The sequence below is a fragment of the Acidovorax sp. NPDC077693 genome, from assembly GCF_044542805.1.
Taxonomy (GTDB): domain Bacteria; phylum Pseudomonadota; class Gammaproteobacteria; order Burkholderiales; family Burkholderiaceae_C; genus Acidovorax.
Genome location: NZ_JBITVD010000007.1, coordinates 170,371 through 191,504, shown reverse-complemented (window position 1 = coordinate 191,504; position 21,134 = coordinate 170,371). Strand labels below are relative to the sequence as shown.

The window sequence follows — 21,134 nt, the reverse complement described above, 5'->3', positions numbered from 1 at the left end:
GGGAGGGGTGCACCCAGCCCCCGCCCTGGCATGCATCGCGCGCCAGCACCTCATGCCGCCGGCCACGGGCGCTCAGTCCATACCGGTCTTGCCGGGCGCCCAGTACGCCTTGGCCACGATGCACGATGCCGGCACGCCGCGCCCCTTGAGTGCCTGGCGTGCCTGCTGGATCGACTGCGCGCGCCCCGTGAGCACGAACAGCGTGCCATCCCCGCTGCCCTGCGACCACAGTCCGCTGGCGGCTTGTTTCCGGCCAGCCTCGTCGCGGCGCTCCATCAGCAGGGCGGCGTTAATGCCCAGGGCCTGCAACGCCAAGGTGGCTTCGGCACACCCTCTGCACCGCAGCCACCCGTGCACTGCGCAGCAGCAGCCTGTCGAACGCACGTTCCAGCAGGCCCGGCACCCGGTCTTCAGTAAAGCGCATGCCGCACCTCGTGGTCGTAGTGCGCGTTGATCTGCCCCACCTGCTCGTCGCCGATCGGTGCGGTGGCACCCCCCAGCCGCGTCAGCTCTGCCAGCATCTGCCCCACCGTGGGCAGCGCAGTGCGGTCCACCTGCGACGCCGGGGCCCACAGCCTGGCGCGGTTCACCGCCTTGCCGCAGTGCATGAGCACTTCGGTGATGGCCACCACCGTCGCGGCCTTGGGTGTGCGCCCCTGTTCTGCCAACTCGGCCAGCAGCTCCGGCGCGGTGGACACCCTGCCGTGGCCGTTGATGCGCAGGAACACCTCCAGCCCCGGAAAGATGAAGAGCATGCCCACGCGGTCGTCGCGCTCCAGGTTGCGCAACGATTCGATGCGGTTGTTGCCCGGCCAGTCGGCAAAGGCCACCGTATGCGCATCCAGCACGTGCACGAAGCCCGGCGGGCCGCCGCGCGCAGAGGCATCGAGCCCCTCGCCGCTGCCCGTGGCCAGGCAGAAAAACGTCGCGGCCTTCAGGTAGCTTTCATGAAAACCGATGAGGCGGTCGAGCACTGCCTTCTGGATCATCTCGGACGGCGGCGAGTACAGCGCGTCGAGGTCGGGAGCATCAGGCCTGCCCGGCCCGGCCGCAGGGGGCGCCACCAGGGCCCGCAAGTGCGGGTCCCGGACCTCCAGCACCTCGAACAGCCCCAGCGCGCGCAGTGCAGGCGCCAACGCCTGGATATCGCCCGCTGCGGCAGCGCGCGCCGCGGCGGATGCAGTGGGGTCCCGCAACACCCGCGCATTGGCGAGGAAGGACCCCACCGAGCCCTTGCGGACGGTGATACCGCCCACCTCCACTTCGTTGACATGGTCCGGAAGAACATCCTGTGCGCGCATGGCCTGACTCCTGTTGATGCGATGCAAACAAGAATAAGATGCATTCACATGGCAGATGTACACTGAAATCGCCAACTGATTGCTTTCATCCGCCATTTCGATACGCCTCCATCCCGCATGCCTGACCTGAACGGTTCGAACGATTTGAAGCTCGCCCTCGCCACCATCGATGCGCCGCAGGGCCCCATGGTCATCGCCCTCGCCGGCACGCAGGATGGCGAGCGCATGACCGAGCCGCACCAGCACGCGCGCGGGCAGCTCTTCGGGTCGCTGCGCGGGCTGATTTCCGTCAAGGTGGAGGACGCGGTGTGGGTCGTACCCGCCATCCATGCCGTGTGGCTGCCGCCGCACCACCTGCATGCGGCGCAGTCGCACGGCCCCTTCCACGGCTGGAGCGTGTATGTCGAGCCGGCCGCCTGCAAGGGGCTGCCCGCCAAGCCGTGCACGCTGCGCACCTCGGGCCTGCTGCGCGAAGCGGTGCTGCGCGCAGCCGAATGGCCTCAGGGCCCGCTGGATGCAGGCCAGTTGCGTGTGGCCGGGGTGATCCTGGACGAGATCCGCACGCTGCCGGTCGAGCCCCTGGGCCTGCCCTTGCCCCGGGACGCGCGCCTGCAGCGCATTGCCCGCGCGCTCATCGCCGACCCGGCAGATGGGCGGGACCTTCCAGCGTGGGCCCGGTGGGCGGCCCTCAGCGCGCGCACGCTGAGCCGGCGCTTCGTCGAGGAAACGGGTTTCAACTTCTCGGCATGGCGCCAACGCGCACGGCTCATGCGCTCGCTGGAGATGCTGGCCGCCAATGTGCCGGTCAACAGCATCGCGCTGGATCTGGGCTATGCCACGGCCAGCGCTTTCATCACCGTGTTCAAGCGCAACTTCGGGGAGACGCCCGCCGCCTACCGGCAGCGGCTGTGAAGGTGGTTCAACAGGTGGGCTCGATGCACGTTCGGGCCAGTGACGGGGCGCGGGCGTGTCGGCCCGAGGGCATTGCGTGCCCCCTGCCACACCAGCAATCACCAGTCGAAAGCCTGCTGGCGTGAGACCAGGGGCACAGCCGCTTCGCATCGCAGCCCGTCATGTCGCCGGGCGTGCCTCGCAGGTCCACCCCCAAACACACCAAATTCACACATGTGATTGTTCGTCATGGCATTGCCGTTCTACTTGCCGGCCGGCCAGTTAATTGGCATCATGACTGCCAGAGGTTTCGGTGCCCTTCACAGCCTGGGGACACTGCGCCCTTCAAGAACGATCACAGGAGACATTCATGCCATCAACTTCCGCAGCACCCGCCCAGCATTCCACCAACAGCACCGCACCCCAGCAGGTCGACGTGATCATCGTCGGCGGCGGGTTCGGGGGCATGTACGCCGTCCACAAGTTCAACCAGCTCGGGCTCTCGCTCCAGGCCTTCGAGGCCGGGGGCGACGTGGGCGGTGTCTGGTACTGGAACCGCTACCCGGGCGCGCGCGTCGACCTGCCCAGCATCGACTACAGCTACTCCTTCTCGCCCGAGATCGAGCAGGAGTGGACCTGGTCCGAGCAGTACGCGGCCCAGCCAGAGCTGCTGCGCTACATCGACTTCGTGGCCACGCGGCTCGACCTGCGCCGCCACTACCAGTTCAACACCCGCATCAATCAGGCGGTATGGGATGAATCGCGCCAGGTATGGACGGTGACGACCGAGAGCGGCGCCACCTGGGAAGCTCCCTACTGCATCATGGCGACGGGGCCGCTGTCGGTTCCCAAGAAGCCGGAGATCGACGGGCTGGAGCGTTTCAAGGGCCGGCTGCTGCATGCCGCCCGCTGGCCGCACGAACCCGTCGACTTCACGGGCAAGCGTGTGGGCGTGATCGGCACGGGCTCGACGGGCATCCAGATCGTGCAGGAAGTGGGCCGCCAGGCGGGCGAGCTCTTCGTATTCCAGCGCACGCCCAGCTTCACCATGCCCATGCGCAACGTACCGATCGAACCCGAGTACATGGCAGAGGTCAAGCGCCACTATGCGGGTATCCGCGAGGTGGCCCGCAACAGCGTGATCGGCGGCGCGCGCCCCTTGTCCACGCGGGCATTCTTCACCGTCACCCCGGCCCAGCGCCAGGCCCTGCTGGAAGACTCCTGGAAACAGGGCGGCCTGGCCATGCTGGGCACGTTCGGCGACCTGATGATCAACGAGGAGGCCAACGAGCACGTGGCCAACTTCGTGCGCGGCAAGATCGCCGAAGTCGTGACCGACCCGGTCACGGCAGAAAAGCTCAAGCCCCAGGGTTACCCGATCTTTGCGCGCCGCCCCTGCCTGGACACCGGCTACTACGAGACCTACAACCTGCCGAACGTCCACCTGATGGACTGCATCACGGACCCCATTCTCGAAGCCACCGAGAAGGGCATCCGCACCGCGGCAGGAGAAACGGAGCTCGACATCCTGATCCTGGCCACCGGCTACGACGGCCTGACCGGCGCATTGCTGGCCTTTGACGTGGTGGGGCGCGGCGGCCGCACGGTGCAGGAGAAATGGCAGAACGGCCCCCGCTCGCATCTGGGCATCATGCTCGAAGGCTTTCCCAACCTGTTCATGACCACCGGCCCCAACGGCCCCGCAGCACTTGCCAACATCATCCGCATGAGCGAGAACGATGTGGACTGGATCGCCGACGCCATCCTTTACCTGCGCAAGAACGGCATGGGCAGCATCGAGCCCACCCGCAAGACCGAAGACAACTGGATGGAGCTGGTGTACACGCTGGCACGGCATTCGCTGATCAACAAGGCCAAGACCTGGTGGGTCGGCGCCAACGTGGAGGGCAAGCCCCAGGGCCTGACCCAGTTCATCGGCGGCTTCAAGATGTACCGCGAGCACTGCGCGGCCGCCGCGGCCAACGGCTACGCCGGCCACCACATCGAGCCTGCGCACAAGCAGGCCCAGGCCATCGCTGCCTGACGGGCGAAACGGAGAGTGCGGCCGGCGGCGCCAACCGCCTGCCGCCTCCTGCATGCAGTTCAGCCAGGGGCCTTGCCGCAAGGTGACATGGAGGCCACGGCACGGCGCAAGGCCGTTGCGTAGGCCTTCTGATGGGCACGCATGCGCTCCAGGCTGCCGCCGAGCCCCAGCACCACGGGCTGCCCATTGATGGCCACCGGCAGCAGGGCGCACATCGTCGCGCCGTCGGCAAACGGCATGCCCTCCACGTAGATCTGCGATTGCCCCTTGATCGACAGGATGTGCGCGACCATGGCGTCCACATCCACGCGCTCTGCGGGTTTGTTGATCGCGATGTTCGCGCGGCGCACCAGGCGCTCTATTTGCTCGGCCGTGTGCGTGGACAACAGCAACCAGCCCAGGGACGATCTGACCGCCGGTCGCATGGTCCCTTCTTCGGTATGGAAGCGCATCGCATGCACCGACTGGATGATGCGCACATGCTGCAGGTAGACATCGTTGAGCAGGCCCAGCGAGACGGTCTCTCCGGTGGCGTTGTGCACATCGCGCATGGCTTCGAGCAGTTGGCCGTTGCCACCCATCAGCACAGGCTCGATCCAGTCGCCCAGCGCCACCACGCGCAGCGTCGGGAAGTACAAGCGGTGAACGCGGTCGTAGTTCAGGTAGCCCTCCGTCGTCAGGCTCTTGAGCAGCGCCGTCGTGCTGGACTGGGGATAGCCAAGCGCCTCGACGATGGCCTTGAGCGACCGCGGCGCGCGTTCGCTGCGGAAGTACTCCAGCAGCGCCAGCGCGCGCGCAGCGGATTTGACGGTCGCTGGCGCGAGGGCCATGGCCAGGTCAGGGGAGTTCAGGGCTTCAAGGACGCCAGCAGCGCATAGACCGGATCGCTGCCGTACAGGGAGCCCAGCGGCTGGCGCACCGCGCCGAAATGCTCTGCCTCGGTGACACCCGGGGCCCCCAGATCACGCAGCCAGTCGTACACCACGGTGCGCGCGGCAATGCGCCATTCGCTGCCCCGCTTTTCGAAGCGGTCCACGTAGCGGCCGGCCAGGAACACCTCGCGGGCGACACCTTGCGGGTCGCGGTCGCGCTGCAGCGCCAGGAAATAGGTTTCCACACCCGCCTGCGTACCGGCCAGCGTGATCGACATGTTGGAGATGTTGTGGATCGACCGCTCGCTGTCCGCCGCAAGCTTCTTCAACGCCCAATCGATGAACCCGGTGGCGCTGCCCTGGTAGGGGCCGTGGCAGTCCGTGGCGTCGGGCCAGTAGGCACCGCGCAAGGCGGCCTCGTCCTGGCGGTCAATGCCCCGGCAGTAGCGGTTCATGCATTCACGGATCGCTTCGCGGTCCATCAGTTCAGCCACCTGGCGGCTCAGTTCCTGGTCTTGCATAGGGTATCTCCTTAGTTTTTTGCACTATACCTTTTTACTAACCGGCCGGTAGAATTATTTGAACAACGGAGACACATATGCAAGCTCGTTTGAAGGGCAAGGTTGCCCTGGTCACAGGTGGTGCACAAGGCATCGGACGCGCCATCTGCGAAAGGTTCGCCGCCGAAGGCGCCACCATCGGTGTGCTGGACATCAAGGGCGAAAACGCCGAACAGGCGGCCCGGTCGCTGCGCGACCAAGGCGCACAGGCCGTGGCCTACGCCGGCGACGTCGCGCAGCGCGCAACGTTCGAAAACGCGGTGCAAGACCTGGAGCGGCAATTCGGCCGCTTCGACATCCTAGTGAACAACGCCATCTGGGTGCGCTACGGCCCCATCGATGCCATCACCCCGGAGACCCTGGCACGCATGACCGGCACCGGCTTTCATTCGGTCGTCTGGGGCACCCAGGTGGGCGCCGCAGCCATGGCGCGCTCGGGCGGCGGCTCCATCGTCAACATCGCTTCGGCGGCCGGCTTCCTGGGCATTCCGTCCGGCATGGTCTATTGCGGGGTCAAGGCCGGCGTGCTGGGGCTCACGCGCTCTGCGGCGGTGGACCTGGGGCCCCACGGCATCCGCGTCAACGCCATCTGCCCCGGCTCGGTGGTCACCGAGGGCGTGCGCATCAATGTGAACCCGGACATGGAAGCCAAGCGCATCGCCCGCACGCCCCTGGGCCGGCTGGGCCAGGTCGGCGACATCGCCGCCGCCGCCAGCTTCCTGGCCAGCGACGACAGCAGCTTCGTGACCGGTGAATCGCTGCTGGTCGACGGCGGCGTGACCCACGCACTCCTGTGAGGCACAGTCCATGCGCAACGACCCGATCCCCCACGCCATGCATCCCCTGCACCCCCTCTTCTTCCCCAGCTCCGTCGCCTTGATCGGCGCATCGTCCGACCCCGAACGCATTGGAGGCCGGCCGCTGCGTTTTTTGCTGGAGGCGGGCTTCCAGGGCCGGATCCATCCCGTCAACCGCAGCGGCGCTGCTGAAATCCAGGGCCTGCCCGCCTATGCCAGCCTGCTCGACGTACCCGGCCCGGTGGACCACGCCATCATCGCCGTCCCCGTGCCGGGCGTGGAAGCGGCACTCAAAGAATGCGCTGCCAAAGGCGTGAAGGCGGTCCAGGTCTTCACCGCCGGCTTTGCAGAGGTGGACGCTGCAGGCGCAGAGCTGCAGGCGCGCCTGGTGGCCATCTGCCGCGAGGCGGGCATGCGCATGGTGGGGCCCAATGCCCTGGGCCTGCTCAATCCATCCCAGAACTTCTACGCCACGTTCTCCACCGCGCTCAACGGCCTGCGGCCCAGGCACGGTGTGATCGGCCTGGCGACGCAAAGCGGCGCCTTCGGATCGGCCACCTATGGCATGGCAACGCTGCGCGGCATCGGGCTGTCCCGCGTGATCGCCACAGGCAATGAAGCCGACGTGGATGTCGCCGAATGCATCGACTACTTGGCGCAAGACCCCGACACCCGCGTGATCTGCGCGGCCCTCGAAGCCTGCAAGGATGGCACCCGCCTGCGGGCGGCACTGCGCAAGGCCGCAGCTGCAGGCAAGCCGGTCGTGATCATGAAGATCGGCAGCACCGACGTGGGTGCGGCGGCGGCTGCCACCCACACCGGATCGCTGGCGGGCAACGACGCGGTCTACGACGCGGTGTTTGCCGAATGCGGCGCGCACCGCGCCCAGTCCGTGGAAGAAATGCTGGACCTCGCGCACCTGTGCGCGGTGATCGGCACCCTGCCCGCCAACGAGGACATCGGCATCATGACCGGCTCGGGCGGCATCGGCATCCTGATGGCGGACAACGCGACCGAACTGGGCATGGGCCTTCCACCGCTCACCGACGATGCCGCCAGCAGCCTGCGTGACCTGCTCCCCTACGCCGTGCCCGCCAACCCGTTTGACACCACGGCCCAGGTCACGGCCGTGCCCGACGGCATCGCACGCACCATAGAGACCATGCTGCGCCCCGGCGCGCCCTACGGCAGCCTGTTTGCCTACCTCGCGCACGTGGGCCTGTCGCCCCAGCGCTTTCAGGCCACCGAAGACCGCCTGATCGCCATCCACCGCGCCCACCCCGAGCAGGCGCTGGTGGTGGTGATGCTGTCGGAAGAGAACGTGACCCGCCGCCTGGAAGCCGCGGGCGTGGCAGTGTTTGCCGACCCCACGCGTGCGGTGCGGGCCGTGGCCGGCGCCGCGCGCATGGCCCGGCTGCGCCGCGGCATGCGCGCCGCAGACACGCCGGCGATGCCCGCCGCCCACCAGCTGCCCGCCGCCGCCACAGAGACGCAGGCCAAGGCCCTGCTCGGCGCTGCAGGCATTCCCGTGCTGCCGGAGACCACCTGCACCAGCGCTGGCGATGCGGTGGCGGCAGCCGACGCGATGGGCTACCCCGTGGTGGCCAAGATCGTTTCGGCCGACATCCCGCACAAGACCGAAATCGGCGGCGTGATGGTGGGCCTGCAGAATGCCGATGAGGTAGCCGCCGCGTACGGCACCTTGCAAAGCCGCGCTGCCGAGCGCGCCCCCCAGGCGCGCATCGACGGCGTGCTGATCGCGCCCATGGTGCGCGGCGGCGTGGAGACCATCATCGGAATCCACATGGACCCGGTGTTCGGCCCGATGGTGATGTTCGGGCTGGGTGGTACGGCGGTGGAGCTTTACAAGGACGTGGCGTTCGCCTCTGCGCCCCTCACCCCTGACCAGGGCCTGGCCCTGGTGGATTCCGTGCGCGCATCGGCCCTGCTCAAGGGCTGGCGCGGTGGCCCGGCCTACGACCTGCAGGCCCTGGCGCAGGCCTTGAGCAAGCTGTCGGAGTTCGCGGTGCAGCACGCCGACCAGCTCGCCGGCATCGACATCAACCCCTTCGTCGTGCAGACCCAGGGCGGCGTCTGCCTCGATGCGCTGATCTCCACGCGCTGAACGTGAAAGGAATCCCCACCATGCAATTCCAGCACCTGCAACTGCAGATCGAGGACGCCATCGCCGTCGTCACGCTGAACCGTCCACCGGTCAACGCCCAGAATGCCGAGTTGCGGGCCGAGATCATCGAGTGCTTCGACACGCTGAGCGACATGGCCGAGGTGGCGTGCATCGTGATCACGGGTGCAGGCAAGGCGTTCTCCGCCGGCGCCGACATCCGCGAGCGCCCCCACCTCGCCGGCACACCTGGCGCCTATGGCCGCCACAACCGCCTCACGCGGGAATGCCACTACGCCATGGTCGAATGCGCCAAGCCCATCATCGCCGCCATCAACGGCCCCGCCCTGGGCGCGGGGTTCGGCCTGGTGATGGGGGCCGACATCTGGGTCGCCTCGGAAGACGCCTACGTGTCCATGCCCGAGATCAACGTCGGACTGGCCGGTGGCGTGACCTTTTTGCAGCGGTACTTCAGCCAGTCGCGCGCGCGCCGCATGTTCTACACCGGCATGCAGGTCTCTGCGCAGGAGCTGTACCGGCTGGGCCTGGTCGAGGCCTGCCTGCCTGCCGCCGAACTCATGCCCTATGCCATGGGCATCGCCCGCGAGATCGCCGCCAAAAGCCCTGTCGCCCTGCGCCTGGCCAAGGAGGCCGCACGCATGACCCTGGCCATGCCGGCGCGCGAGGCATACCGCTACGAACAAGGCAACACCGTGGCGCTGTCCAAGACCGAGGACGCCCGCGAAGCCCAGATGGCCTTCCTGGAAAAGCGCCAGCCGGTCTACCAAGGCCGCTGACCCACCTCAACGCTCAGGCCCATGATGCAAGCCAAACCTGCCGCCACCGCGCAAGCCCCCGATCCGCTGGACTCGCGCGAGAACCAGCTGCTGGCCATCGCGCGGCGCCTGTTCGCGCAGCACGGCTACGACCGTACCTCGTTGCGCGACATCGCGGAGGCAGCCAGCATCACCAAGGCGGCGCTGTACTACTACTTTCCGAACAAGGATGCGCTGTACGAGCGCATCGTGCTGGAGTCGATCCAGCTGCTGCACGACCAGGTCGCGGCCGCCGTGGCCCAGGCCAAGGGGCCTACGGCGCGCGTGCGGGCCTTCATGGAAGCCTCGGCCCATGTGCAGGACCATGGGCGCGACCGGTGGATCGCGGGCTCCAACGCCTTCTGGCAGGCCGCCACCGGCGGTCAACGCATGGTGGCGCTCAAGCTGCGCGACTCCTACGAAGGCCTGCTGCGCCAATGCATCGCCGAAGGCATCGCCGCGGGCGAGATGCGCGCGGTCGATCCCGCCATGGCCGGCCGCTTCCTGCTGTCCGCGCTCAACCAGATGCCACGGTGGCACCGGCCCGACGGCAAGCTCAGCGCGGTCGAGGTCATGCAGCAGTTCGTGGACATGCTTTTGCACGGGCTGGTCATCGACAAGGGTGCCGCTTCGGCATAACCCACGGCGCGCAGAACCTCACCCCCTTTTTTAACCCATCGATTTACCTGCCGACTGGTAACCCATTTCAGCATTCCACCATTCCATGACATCCAACACCTCCCATCCTCCCTTCACCCCCGCTGACGGACAGCTGTCTGGCCGCCTCGCAGGCCGGCGCGTGCTAGTGACGGGAGCGGCGTCCGGCATCGGGCGGGCGATCGCTGAACTGTTCCTGCGCGCTGGGGCGCAGGTGGCGGCGCTCGACCTGCAGCGCCCCGCCGACTTGCCCGGAGAGGCCTCGCGCTGGCTGGCCTGTGAGGCCGACATCACAGATCCGCAGGCCGTGGAGCGCGCGGTTCAGCAAGCCGCCGACAAGTTCGGCGGCCTCGACGGCCTGGTCAACGCAGCCGGCATCGCCAACACCGACTGGGCCGATGCCGTCTCGCTGCAGGACTGGAAGCGGGTGATCGACGTCAACCTCACCGGCACCTTCAACGTCTGCCGGGCCGCACTGCCCGCGCTGCGTGCGGCCGGCGCCGCCACCATCGTGAATCTTTCCTCCGGGCAGGGGCTGCAACCGTTCAAGCAGCGCAGCGCCTATGCCGCATCGAAAGCCGGGGTGATCGCGTTTTCCAAAAGCATCGCGATGGAATGGGCCCCGCTGGTGCGCGTGAACACCATCTGCCCAGGCGCCGTCGACACCCCCATGGTGCGCGGCGGCTACAGCGCCGATGAACTGCGCGCCCAGGTGGGGCCGCGCTATGCACTGGAGCGCATCGGCGAGCCGCAGGAAATCGCCATGGCGGCGCTCTACCTGAGCAGCGCCGAATCCTCGTTCGTGACCGGCATCGTGCTCGCCGTCGACGGTGGCCGCAGCTACCACTGATGGCCCCAGTCCTCACTACCACCGCGCCTCAAGGAGAAAGCCCATGCAAGGCCTGATGCAACAACACCAACTGCTGCTGTCCGGGGTGCTCGACCACGCAGCCGCGTTCCACGGCGATCGCGAGATCGTCTCGCACCTCGTGGACGGCAGCACCCACCGCAGCAACTGGCGCGAAGTGCAGCAACGCGCAAAGCGCCTGGCCAACGCGCTCACCGCCCTGGGCGTGGCAGCAGGCGACCGCGTGGCCACCCTGGCATGGAACACCCACCGCCATGTGGAGCTGTACTTCGGCGTCTCGGGCATGCAGGCCATCCTGCACACGGTCAACCCCCGCCTGTTCCCGGAGCAGATCGCCTACATCCTGAACCACGCCGAGGACGGCTACGTGTTCTTCGACACCAGCTTCGCGCAGCTGCTGGCAGACCTGGCGCCGCAACTGCTGCACGCCAAGGGTTTCATCGCGATGTGCCGGCGCGACCAGATGCCCGCGGTCAACCTGCCGAACCTGATGTGCTACGAGGACCTGGTCGAGGCCGCATCGCCCGACTACTCGTGGCCGCGCTTCGATGAGAACACCGCCTCTTCGCTGTGCTACACCTCGGGCACCACCGGCAACCCCAAGGGCGTGCTGTACAGCCACCGCTCCACGGTGCTGCACTCCTTCACCGCCTGCACCACCGACGGCCTGGGCCTGTCGGCCCGCGACAGTGTGCTGCTGGTCGTGCCGTTGTTCCACGTCAATGCCTGGGGCATCCCCTACGCCGGCGCCATGTGCGGCGCCAAGCTGGTGCTGCCCGGCCCCCACCTCGCGGGCGAGAACATCTACCGCCTGCTGCGCGAAGAGCGCTGCAACTTCTCGCTCGGCGTGCCCACGGTGTGGCTGGGCCTGTTCGACTACATCGAGCGCCACCGCGACGCGCTGAACCTGTCCGACGTCCACCTGCAGCGCGTGGTGGTCGGCGGCTCGGCCTGCCCGCGCGCGATGATCGAGAAGTTCGAGCGGCTGCTGGGTGCCTTCGTGATCCACGCCTGGGGCATGTCCGAGACCAGCCCCCTGGCCAGCATCGGCACGCTGCTCGACAAGCACCGCGCAATAGACCTGGAGCAGCGCTTCGACCTGCAGGCCAAGCAGGGCCGGGCCATCTACGGCGTCGACCTGGAAATCTTCGGCGAAGACGGCCAGCCCCTGCCGCACGACGGCAAGGCCTTCGGCGACCTCAAGGCCCGGGGTCCGTGGGTGGCCAGCGGCTACTACCGCGCGGAAGGCGGCAGCGTGCTGGACGCCGACGGCTGGTTCGCCACGGGCGACGTGGCCACGCTGGATGCCGATGGCTTCGTGCAGATCACGGACCGCTCCAAGGACGTGATCAAGTCCGGCGGCGAATGGATTTCGTCCATCGATCTGGAGAACGCTGCCATGGGCCACCCGGCCGTGCAGGAAGCCGCCGTCATCGGCGTGGCGCACTCGCGCTGGCAGGAGCGGCCGCTGCTGCTGATCGTCCCCAAGGCCGGGCAGACCAGTACGCGCGAAGACATCCTGGCCTTCATGGACGGCAAGGTCGCCAAGTGGTGGATGCCCGATGACGTGGTCTTCGTGGACACGCTGCCGCACACCGCCACCGGCAAGCTGCAAAAACTCAAGCTGCGCGAACAGTTCCGCGCCCACACCCTTCCCACCGACAAGGCCTGAGCACACAAGGCCAGCCCCGGAACGACTTTGGACCCCATGACCACTTTCGACGAAACACAGAGCATGCTGCGCGACAGCGTGCAAGACTTCCTTAAGCGCAAGCCCGCGCCTGCGCGGGTGCGCCGCCTGCGCGAGCAATCCGTCCCCTTCGACCGCGCCGTCTGGCAGGACATGGCCGAGGCAGGTTGGCTCGGCGTGCTCGTGCCAGAGGCGCTGGGCGGCCACGGCCTGGGCCCGGCCGAAGCCATGGTCATCGCGGCGGAGCTGGGCCATGGCCTGGTGCCGGAGCCCTTCGTGGCCAGCGGATTGCTCGTGGTGCAGGCACTCGTTCCACTGGCACCGGACTGCGCGCGCGCCCGGCAGTTGCTGGAGCATGTGTGCGCCGGCAGAACGCTCTGTGCGCTGGCCTGGCAGGAGGCCGCCGGAGCCCCCGACCTGGGCGCGACCCAGCTGCTGGCGCAGCGCCAGGGCGACGGGTGGATGCTGCGGGGCGCGCAAAAGTGCTTCGTTCCCCTGGCCGGTGCAGCCGATGGCTTTCTGGTCTACGCCCTGCATGAGGGCGCGCCAGCGCTGTTCTGGATCGCGTCGGGCACCAAGGGGCTTTCCGTGCTCAATACCCGGACCGTGGACGGGACCGATTTCGGCGCGCTGGACTTCGCAGACGCAACCCTGCCTGCGGACGCCTTGGTTGCGGCGGGCGACGGCGTGCGCAGCGCGGTGGCTCAGGCGATTGAACTGGCGCGCCTGGCATCGGCGTTCGAACTGGTGGGCGTGGCCGAGCGCGCGCTCAAGGACACCGTCGCCTACACCTCCCAGCGGATCCAGTTCGGCAAACCCATCGCCTCCTTCCAGGCCCTGCAGCACCGCATGGTCGACATGTGGATCCAATGCCAGCTGGCGCGCGCGTCGGCCGAGAACGCCCTGCTCGACTGGGACCGGGCCACCGATCCCGCGCTGCGTACGCAGTCCCTGCGCGCCGCGCGAGCCCGTGCCGGCAGCGCGGCCCTGCTGGTGGGCAAGGCGGCCATCCACCTGCACGGGGGCATGGGCATCGCCGACGAAACCGACATCGGCCTGTGCCTCAAGCGCGCACTCACGCTCTCGGCCTGGCTGGGCAATCCGCTGTGGCAGCGGGGCCAGTTCCTGGATGCGCTGCAAACGACAGGCCGCACGCGCGCGGCCACGGGCAACGGGGGCACGGCAACGGTGGACGCCGCGGACGTGGACGATCTGCCCGACGACCAATTCCGCCACGTGCTGGCCGACTGGATCGCCGCCAACTACCCGCCCGAGAAGCGCTTCATGAAAAAGCGCGCCTACTACGCAGACATTGCCGACTGGTACCAGGCGCTGTCCAAAAAAGGATGGCTTGCGCCTTCCTGGCCCCGTTCGCACGGTGGCATGGGCCTGTCGCCCACCAAGCAGGTGATCTATGCCGAAGAGATGGCACGCCACGGCTGCGCGCGCATTCCCGACCACGGCCTGGCCATCGGCAAGCTGCTGCTGATGCACGGCACGCCGGAGCAGATCAGCCACCACCTGCCCCGCGTGCTCAGCGGCGAAACCATGTGGTGCCAGGGCTACTCCGAGCCCAACGCCGGATCGGACCTGGCCAACCTGCGCACGCGCGCCGACCGCGATGGCGATGACCTCGTCGTCAACGGCCAGAAGATCTGGACCACGCTGGGCCCCGGCGCAGACTGGATGTTCGCCCTGGTGCGCACCAGCAGCTCCGAAAGCGCCAAGCAACGCGGCATCACGTTCTTGCTGATCGACCTCAAGACACCGGGCGTGAAGGTGCGCCCCATCGTCAACCTCAAGGGCGAGGGCGAATTCAGCGAGGTGTTCTTCGACAACGTGCGCGTGCCGGTGGCCAACGTGGTCGGCCGCATCGATGACGGCTGGAACGTCGCCAACTCGTTCCTGCGCGAAGAGCGCATCTTCTTCGGCACGCCGCGCCAGTGCGAGGGGGCCCTGGCCCAGCTCGACCGCCTGGCCGAAGCCACCCATGCGCTGGAGCAGGCCGACTTCCGCGACCGCTATGCCCAGCTGGTGCTCGACGTGCGCGACCTGAAATCCGCGTTCGAGCTCTTCATGGGCCGCCTGCGCGGCGGCGAAGAGCTGGGCCCGGACGTGTCCTACCTCAAGGTCTGGGGCACCGAGACCTACCAGCGCATCGCCGACGAGCTGGTGCAGCTGGCCGGGGACCAGGGCGCACAGATGGACGACGTGGTGATCGACGGCATCGCCACGGACGTGATGGGCCAGTACCTCGACTCGCGCATGCCCGCGATCTTCGGCGGCTCCAACGAAATACAGCGAAACATCCTCGCCAAGCAGATCCTGGCCCTGCCTTCCGGCAACCCCAGGGCCTGACGGACCCGCATCGAGCCCGTTCCGCCCCCCTTTCCCAACACCAACGACACCGGAGACAACCATGACCAGCAAGGCGACCTTCACCACCGGCCTGCGGGCCGGCTTCACAGCCACCGCACTGTTCCTGGGCGCAGCCGCGGCCCAGGCCCAGATTTCGGACGACGTGGTGCGCATCGGCATCATGAACGACATGAGCGGCCCGTACTCCGGCAACGGCGGCCCGGGATCGGTGCTGGCCGCACGCATGGCCATCGAGGACTTCGGGGGCAAGGTCAACGGCAAGGCCATCGAGCTGGTGACCGTGGACGACCAGAACAAGCCCGACGTGGGACTGAACGCGGCGCGCAAGTGGCTGGACACCGAGAAAGTCGACACCATCGTGGGAGGCTCGGCCACGTCCATCGCCTTCGGCGTGCAGACGCTGATGAAGGAAAAGCAAAAGCCCTACCTGCTGGCAGGCACGATCTCGTCGGATTTCACGGGCAAGTCCTGCTCTCCGATGAGCGTGCAGTTCCTCAACGACAGCTACGCGCTGCCCAAGGCGGGCGTGCAGCTCCTGGTCAACAAGGGCATCAAGGACTTCTACTTCATCACCGTCGACTATGCGTTCGGAGCGGCCCTGCAAGCCGAAGCCACGCGCTTCATCCAGGCGGCTGGCGGCCGGGTGGTCGGGTCGGTCAAGCACCCGCTGGGCGCCACCGACTACTCGTCGTACCTGCTGCAGGCGCAGTCGAGCGGCGCCAAGGCCATCGTGATCCTGAACGCAGGCCTCGACCTGTCCAACTCCCTCAAGCAGGCCGCCGAGTTCCGCATCACGCGCGGTGGTCAGGCCCTGAGCGTCTTCGGTATGACCATCAACAGCGTGACCGCCATGGGCCTGGACGTGGCCCAGGGCCTGAACATCACCGTGCCCTTCTACTGGGACCAGAGCGACGCGACCCGCGCCTGGAGCAAGCGCTTCATGGAGCGCAGCAGCGGCGGCGCAGTGCCCACCTACATCCAGGCCAGCGTCTACAGCGCCGTTCAGCACTACCTGAAGGCCGTGAAGGACGCAGCCACCGACGACGGCCCCAAGGTGGTCGCCCAAATGAAAGCCACCCGCGTCAATGACTTCATGACGCAGAACGCCCCCATCCGCGAGGACGGCCAGGTCATGCGCGCCGTCTACCCCGTGGAGGTCAAGACACCCGCAGAGTCCAAGGGCAAATACGACTTCTACAAGGTGGGTGCCGCCATCCCTGCGGAGCAGATCTTCAGGCCGCTGAGCGAAGGCGGCTGCGACTTCGTGAAGAAGTGAATCACCCCATAACAATGAAACCGGAGACAGACATGAACCAACAAGCCACCCGCCAACCTCCCAAGGCCGCAGCGGCCGTCGCCGCGGCGCTCCTGCTCGCCACAGGTGCGGCCCATGCCCAGATATCGGACGACGTGGTCCGCATCGGAGTGATGAACGACGTGAGCGGGCCCTACTCTGGCGCGGGGGGCTCAGGGTCGGTGCTGGCAGCGCGCATGGCCATCGAGGACTTCGGGGGCAAGGTCAACGGCAAGGCCATCGAGCTGGTGTCGACGGACGACCAGAACAAGCCCGACGTGGGCCTGGCCGCCGCACGCAAGTGGATCGATTCCGACAAGGTGGACACCATCGTGGGCGGCTCGGCATCGTCGATCGCCCTGGGCGTGCAGACCTTCATGAAGGAAAAGCAGAAGCCCTATCTGATCTCCGGATCGATCTCCTCCGACTTCACGGGCAAGTTCTGCTCGCCCATGAGCATCCAGTTCCTCAACGACAGCTACGCCATGCCCAAGGCGGGCGTGCAGCTGCTGATCAACAAGGGCATCAAGGACTTCTTCTTCATCACCGTGGACTACGCCTTCGGCGCCGCGATGCAGGCGGAGGCCACGCGCTTCGTGCAGGCGACCGGCGGCCGGGTGGTCGGGTCGGTCAAGCACCCGCTGGGCGCCACCGACTATTCGTCCTATCTGCTGCAGGCCCAATCGAGCGGCGCCAAGGCCATCGTGATCCTGAACGCAGGCCTCGACCTGTCCAACTCGCTCAAGCAGGCAGCCGAATTCCGCATCACGCGTGGCGGCCAGGCCCTGAGCGTCTTCGGCATGACCATCAACAGCGTGACAGCCATGGGCCTGGACGTGGCCCAGGGCCTGAACATCACCGTCCCCTTCTACTGGGACCAGAACGATGCCACGCGCGCCTGGAGCAAGCGCTTCATGGAACGCAGCAACGGCGGTGTTCCACCCACGTTCACCAACGCCGGCGTGTACAGCGCAGTGACGCACTACCTGCGGGCGGTGAAGGACAGCGGCACCGACGCAGGCCCGGCCGTGATCGCCAAGATGAAGGCCACGCGCGTCAACGACTTCATGACGCTCAATGCGCCCATCCGTGAAGACGGCCAGGTCATGCGCGCGGTCTACCCCATCGAGGTCAAGGCGCCTGCCGAGTCCAAGTACAAGTACGACTTCTACAAGGTCGGTGCCCCCATTGCGGCCGAGCAGATCTTCCGCCCACTGGCGGAAGGCGGCTGCGACTTCGTGGCGAAGAAGTGATTGCCACGGGCACCTGCGATGGCACAACTCTTCACCCCCTACACACTGCGCGGCATGCGCGCGCGCAACCGCGTGGTCATTCCCCCGATGCAGCAGTCCACCGGTGTGGACGGCATGGCCACGGACTGGCACCTGGCCCACCTCGCACGGTTCGCCATGGGCGGCGCGGGCATCGTCTTCGTCGAATCCACGGCCGTGGAGGCACGCGGGCGCAACACCCACGGCGATATCGGCCTGTGGAATGATGACCAGATCGCGCCATTGGCGCGCATCGCCGATGCACTGCGGCGCGATGGCGCTGTGCCGGCGATCCAGCTCGGGCACACCGGCCGCAAGGCAGGCATGCAGAAATGGTGGCACGGCCACGGGCCACTGACCGAAGCGGATGCTGCGCGTGGCGAGGCCCCGTGGCAGGCGGTGGGCCCCAGTGCATTGCCCGTCGGTCCCGGCTGGCCCACACCGGACGAGCCGGACACCGGGCAGGTCGAGGCACTGGTGCGCGCCTGGGGCGATGCGGCGCGCCGCGCGCGCGAAGCGGGCTTCGAGGCCCTGGAAGTCCACGGCGCCCACGGCTACCTGATCCACCAATTCCTGTCTCCCATCGCCAACCAGCGCACCGACCGCTTCGGGCTGCACCGCATGCGCTTTGCCCTCGATGTGGCCGAAGCCGTCCGGCGCGAGTGGCCCGACGACAAGCCCCTGTTCTGGCGGGTATCGCTGGCCGACGTGGCGGATGGCGGGCTGGAGTTCGAGGAGATGGTCGATTTGCTGCGCAGCCTGAAGGACCGCGGCGTGGACGTGGTCGACTGCTCCTCCGGCGGCGGCATCTCGAGCTACCCCACGCAGGGCAAGTCCGTCTCCAACAGCCTGACGTTCCGGGCCGAACTGGCCGGGCGCCTGCGGGAGGCCACGGGCCTGCAGGTCATGGGCGTCGGCCTGGTCATCGACCCGCAGACGGCGGAAGGCTATCTCCAGGCCCGGGAGGCCGACCTGATCGCCGTAGGGCGCGAGGCCCTCTACAACCCCAACTGGCCTGTGCATGCCGAGGTTGCGCTGGGAGCCAATCAGGACTACGCCACCTGGCCGCAGCAATACCGCATGTACCTGGTTCGCCGCGCAGCGGCCGCCGATGCACTGCGCAACACCGACATGACAAGGAGCACCGCATGACCCTGGCATCCCCCCGCGTCGAAATCCTCGGCGCACACCGCGACCGGCTGGGTGAGTGCCCGCTGTGGGACACGCGCGAACAAGCCCTGTACTGGATCGACTCCAAGGCCCGCAAAGTCCACCGGCTGCGCGATGGCAGCCATATGGAGTGGGCCACGCCCAGCGACGTGGGCTCCATCGCGCTCACCCGGCGCGGCCGGCTCGTGCTGTCGGTCGAAGACGGCTTCCACCTGCTCTTCCCCGTGACGGGAACCACGCGCCGGTTGGCCGAAGTGGTGCACAGCGGCCCGTCGATGCGCATGAACGATGGCCGCACCGACCGCCAGGGACGGTTCGTCGCCGGCTCCATGGTCATGGGCCGCCACGACAAGGACGGCGCCTATTACCGGCTGGAGCGCGATGGCAGCGCCACCCGGCTCTTCGGTGGCATCGCGCTTGCCAACGCCACCTGCTTCAGCCCTGATGGGCGCACCCTGTATCACGCCGACAGCTTCAGCGACGAAGTCAGCGCGGTGGACTACGACCCGGCGACCGGCGCCGTGGGCGTGCCGCGCACGCTGTTCAACACCAGGGTGCACGGCTCGGCCCCCGACGGCACCACGGTGGATGCCGAGGGCAATCTCTGGGTCGCGCTGGTGCAGGCCGGCAAGGTCGGCTGCTTCACCCCCGAGGGGCAGTTGCTGCGGCTGGTGGACGTCCCGACGCCCTACCCCACCTGCCCCTGCTTCGGCGGGCCCGATCTGGACGTGCTCTACGTCACCAGCATCAGCAACAGCGGCAATCTCATGAAGAGCGACCACCCGGATGCAGGGGCGGTCTTCGCCATCCACGGCCTGGGGGTTCGGGGTTTGCCCGAAGTGCTGTTTGACGACGAGGCCCTGGCGTGAACCCATCCAACCAGCCACACCATGCGGGCGAGGACGTGATCCTGCGCACCGAGGGACTGAGCAAGCAGTTCATGGGCTTTCACGCCGTGCGCAACGTGTCGCTGGCCATCCGGCGCCACAGCGTGCATGCGCTCATCGGCCCCAATGGTGCCGGCAAGACCACCTGCTTCAATCTTCTGACCACTTCCATTCCTGCGAGCGCGGGCCGGATCCACTACAACGGCCGCGACATCACGCGCAGTGACCCGGCCAGCGTGGCCGCCAGCGGCATGGTGCGCTCGTTCCAGATCTCGGCGGTGTTTGGCGCCATGAGCGTGCTGGACAACGTGCGCGTGGCGCTGCAGCGCCGCTCTGGCGGCACCTTCGCCTTCTGGCGCAGCGACAAGGCGCTGGACCGGCACACACCCCGGGCGCGGGAACTCCTGGCCTCGGTGAACCTGGAGCGCTACGAGCGCGAGATGGCCGCCGACCTGTCCTACGGCCGCAAACGGGCGCTGGAGCTGGCGACCACGCTGGCGCTCGAGCCTGAAATGATCCTGCTCGACGAGCCGATGGCCGGCCTGGGCCACGAGGACATCGGCCCGGTCACGCGGCTCATTGCCGAGGTGGCCCGGCAGCGCACCGTGCTCATGGTCGAGCACAACATGAAGGTCGTGGCTGAACTGTGCGACCGCATCACGGTCCTGCAGGCCGGCGAGGTGCTGGCCGAAGGCAGCTACGAAGAGGTGTCCACCGACCCGCGCGTGCGGGAAGCCTATGTGGGAGGGGGAGCCCATGCCTGAGAATCCAAACCCGCCGTGCCTGGACGTCCGCGGCCTCACCGGCCACTACGGCGAGACCCAGGCCCTGCACGGCATCGACTTCGTGGTACAGCCAGGGGAAGTGGTCTGCCTGCTGGGTCGCAATGGCGCGGGCAAGACCACCACGCTGCGCGCCATCGTGGGGCTGCTGACCAGGCGACAGGGGCACATCGCCGTCAACGGCCGGTCCACGCAGGGCATGGTGCCCGAAGACATCGCGCACCTCGGGGTCGCCTACTGCCCCGAGGAAAGGGGCATCTTCGCCAGCCTGGACGTGGAGGAAAACCTGCTGCTGCCTCCGGTGCTGATGCCTGGCGGCATGTCGGTGGAAGAGATCTACACGCTGTTCCCCAACCTCAAGCTGCGCCGCCGCAGTCCGGGCACGCGCCTGTCGGGTGGCGAGCAGCAGATGCTGGCGATCGGTCGCATCCTGCGCACCGGCGCCAAGCTGCTGCTGCTCGACGAATGCACCGAAGGCCTGGCGCCCGTGATCATCGACAAGATCGGCGAGGCCATTGCGACGCTGCGGCAGCGCGGCTTCACCATCTTGATGGTGGAACAGAACTTCCGCTTCGCATCGGGCGTGGGCGACCGGTTCTACGTGATTGAGGAAGGCCGCGTGGTCGAACACTTCGACCGCCAGGCCATCGTGGAAGACCGCCCGCGCATCGAAGCGCTGCTGGGCGTCTGAACCCTTTCCCACCGCACACAAGAACAACACTCAGGAGACATCA

The 21,134-nt window shown here is 67.6% G+C and carries 19 protein-coding genes; 15 read left to right on the top strand and 4 right to left on the bottom strand.

Annotation, left to right across the window (positions count from 1 at the left end; all coding sequences use genetic code 11):
* Nucleotides 1-72: 72 nt before the first annotated feature.
* Together ACIGHN_RS11785 and ACIGHN_RS11780 are read right to left on the bottom strand one after the other, a co-directional pair.
* On the bottom strand, nt 73-315 hold the full coding sequence (locus tag ACIGHN_RS11785; protein ID WP_396504506.1) for a hypothetical protein: 243 nt from the start codon (nt 313-315) through the stop codon (nt 73-75).
* Nucleotides 316-410: 95 nt separating this feature from the next.
* Nucleotides 411-1,076: an MSMEG_1061 family FMN-dependent PPOX-type flavoprotein gene (locus ACIGHN_RS11780; protein ID WP_056413878.1), complete on the bottom strand. Its 666-nt coding sequence runs from the start codon at nt 1,074-1,076 to the stop codon at nt 411-413.
* 411 nt (nt 1,077-1,487) lie between these two features.
* Here ACIGHN_RS11780 and ACIGHN_RS11775 point away from each other — a divergent pair, with 411 nt between their 5' ends.
* Both ACIGHN_RS11775 and ACIGHN_RS11770 read left to right on the top strand, forming a co-directional pair.
* A complete protein-coding gene (locus ACIGHN_RS11775) occupies nt 1,488-2,213 on the top strand; it encodes an AraC family transcriptional regulator (RefSeq protein ID WP_396504587.1) in 726 nt (241 codons plus the stop codon).
* A gap of 349 nt (nt 2,214-2,562) precedes the next feature.
* Nucleotides 2,563-4,236 carry a flavin-containing monooxygenase gene (locus ACIGHN_RS11770; protein WP_396504505.1) on the top strand — a complete coding sequence of 558 codons (1,674 nt, stop codon included), beginning with the start codon at nt 2,563-2,565 and terminating at the stop codon, nt 4,234-4,236.
* Between the two features lie 59 nt (nt 4,237-4,295).
* Here ACIGHN_RS11770 and ACIGHN_RS11765 read toward each other — a convergent pair whose 3' ends face one another.
* Entirely contained in the window at nt 4,296-5,066 is a 771-nt protein-coding gene (locus ACIGHN_RS11765) for an IclR family transcriptional regulator (RefSeq protein WP_396504504.1), read from the bottom strand.
* A 17-nt stretch (nt 5,067-5,083) separates the two neighbouring features.
* Nucleotides 5,084-5,629, bottom strand: a complete 546-nt coding sequence (locus tag ACIGHN_RS11760) for a nuclear transport factor 2 family protein (RefSeq protein ID WP_396504503.1) — start codon at nt 5,627-5,629, stop codon at nt 5,084-5,086.
* 77 nt (nt 5,630-5,706) lie between these two features.
* Between ACIGHN_RS11760 and ACIGHN_RS11755 the strand changes: the two genes are divergently transcribed.
* The 13 genes from ACIGHN_RS11755 (at nt 5,707) to ACIGHN_RS11695 (ending at nt 21,091) form a co-directional block, all read left to right on the top strand.
* Nucleotides 5,707-6,465 carry an SDR family NAD(P)-dependent oxidoreductase gene (locus ACIGHN_RS11755; RefSeq protein WP_396504502.1) on the top strand — a complete coding sequence of 253 codons (759 nt, stop codon included), beginning with the start codon at nt 5,707-5,709 and terminating at the stop codon, nt 6,463-6,465.
* A gap of 37 nt (nt 6,466-6,502) precedes the next feature.
* Complete coding sequence (locus ACIGHN_RS11750) at nt 6,503-8,590, top strand: acetate--CoA ligase family protein (RefSeq protein WP_396504501.1); 2,088 nt, start codon at nt 6,503-6,505, stop codon at nt 8,588-8,590.
* 20 nt (nt 8,591-8,610) lie between these two features.
* On the top strand, nt 8,611-9,384 hold the full coding sequence (locus ACIGHN_RS11745; protein WP_396504500.1) for an enoyl-CoA hydratase/isomerase family protein: 774 nt from the start codon (nt 8,611-8,613) through the stop codon (nt 9,382-9,384).
* A gap of 24 nt (nt 9,385-9,408) precedes the next feature.
* Nucleotides 9,409-10,041 (top strand): TetR/AcrR family transcriptional regulator, encoded by a 633-nt coding sequence (locus tag ACIGHN_RS11740; RefSeq protein ID WP_396504499.1) that lies wholly within the window; start codon nt 9,409-9,411, stop codon nt 10,039-10,041.
* Nucleotides 10,042-10,126: 85 nt separating this feature from the next.
* Complete coding sequence (locus ACIGHN_RS11735; RefSeq protein ID WP_056413783.1) at nt 10,127-10,909, top strand: SDR family NAD(P)-dependent oxidoreductase; 783 nt, start codon at nt 10,127-10,129, stop codon at nt 10,907-10,909.
* Nucleotides 10,910-10,952: 43 nt separating this feature from the next.
* Nucleotides 10,953-12,599, top strand: a complete 1,647-nt coding sequence (locus ACIGHN_RS11730; RefSeq protein WP_056422580.1) for a 3-(methylthio)propionyl-CoA ligase — start codon at nt 10,953-10,955, stop codon at nt 12,597-12,599.
* A 36-nt stretch (nt 12,600-12,635) separates the two neighbouring features.
* Complete coding sequence (locus ACIGHN_RS11725) at nt 12,636-14,975, top strand: acyl-CoA dehydrogenase (protein WP_396504498.1); 2,340 nt, start codon at nt 12,636-12,638, stop codon at nt 14,973-14,975.
* 61 nt (nt 14,976-15,036) lie between these two features.
* On the top strand, nt 15,037-16,272 hold the full coding sequence (locus ACIGHN_RS11720) for an ABC transporter substrate-binding protein (protein WP_396504497.1): 1,236 nt from the start codon (nt 15,037-15,039) through the stop codon (nt 16,270-16,272).
* Nucleotides 16,273-16,304: 32 nt separating this feature from the next.
* Nucleotides 16,305-17,543, top strand: a complete 1,239-nt coding sequence (locus tag ACIGHN_RS11715) for an ABC transporter substrate-binding protein (protein ID WP_396504496.1) — start codon at nt 16,305-16,307, stop codon at nt 17,541-17,543.
* Between the two features lie 18 nt (nt 17,544-17,561).
* Nucleotides 17,562-18,713 (top strand): NADH:flavin oxidoreductase/NADH oxidase, encoded by a 1,152-nt coding sequence (locus tag ACIGHN_RS11710; protein ID WP_396504495.1) that lies wholly within the window; start codon nt 17,562-17,564, stop codon nt 18,711-18,713.
* A complete protein-coding gene (locus ACIGHN_RS11705; protein WP_396504494.1) occupies nt 18,710-19,600 on the top strand; it encodes an SMP-30/gluconolactonase/LRE family protein in 891 nt (296 codons plus the stop codon). Before ACIGHN_RS11710 ends, ACIGHN_RS11705 begins: the two co-directional genes overlap by 4 nt.
* Before the next feature lie 71 nt (nt 19,601-19,671).
* Complete coding sequence (locus ACIGHN_RS11700; RefSeq protein WP_396504586.1) at nt 19,672-20,382, top strand: ABC transporter ATP-binding protein; 711 nt, start codon at nt 19,672-19,674, stop codon at nt 20,380-20,382.
* Complete coding sequence (locus ACIGHN_RS11695; protein WP_396504493.1) at nt 20,375-21,091, top strand: ABC transporter ATP-binding protein; 717 nt, start codon at nt 20,375-20,377, stop codon at nt 21,089-21,091. The genes ACIGHN_RS11700 and ACIGHN_RS11695 overlap by 8 nt, the downstream gene beginning before the upstream one ends.
* Nucleotides 21,092-21,134: the final 43 nt, after the last annotated feature.